The organism is Roseomonas sp. E05 (assembly GCF_030063475.1).
Classification (GTDB): Bacteria; Pseudomonadota; Alphaproteobacteria; order Acetobacterales; family Acetobacteraceae; genus Pseudoroseomonas.
Genome location: NZ_JASIRT010000109.1, coordinates 1 through 543, shown reverse-complemented (window position 1 = coordinate 543; position 543 = coordinate 1). Strand labels below are relative to the sequence as shown.

Below are 543 nucleotides of genomic sequence, written 5' to 3'. Positions count from 1 at the left end.
GCTCACGGCCGGTGATGATTTCGACGCGCGTCGGGTCGTTCGGCATAGGCGTATGCCTAGGCGCAAGCCTAGGCCCTCGGGGCTATGCCCGGTGTCCGGTCGAAATAGGGGCCACTCCAGTGGCACCTGATGGAGAACGCGAGCCGCGCCTTCCTCGACGCCGTGCGCAAGTCCATGCGCCAGGTCCGTGCCGCGATCGGCGCGGCCACGATCAACCCCAACCTGCTCACGGCTGCCGAGCGGATCCAGTACGAGGGGTATCTGCGCCGGGAGGAGGACAATACCGCCATTCTCGACCTGGCCCGGGACGGGATCACGACCAAGGAGATCCTGCGCCGGACGGGTCACAGTCGCGGGCTTGTCCGCAAGATCCTGCGCGGTCAGCGCTCCGACGTGTTCCGCGTACGGGAGAACTCGCTCGAGATCTAGCACTACCTGGGCATTTCGGTTGAGTGCTGGGAGATCATGTGCGACGCTGCCTTGCGGAGGCAACGTCGATGACGAACATCCCTGGTGGTGGCGCTGACCTGGACCGCTGGCTGG

General features: G+C 65.7%; 1 pseudogene. It reads left to right on the top strand.

From position 1 onward, the window contains the following. Positions 1-117: 117 nt before the first annotated feature. Positions 118-423 (top strand): annotated as a pseudogene (locus tag QMO56_RS26900) (ISL3 family transposase); the annotation flags it as partial. Positions 424-543 lie beyond the last annotated feature (120 nt).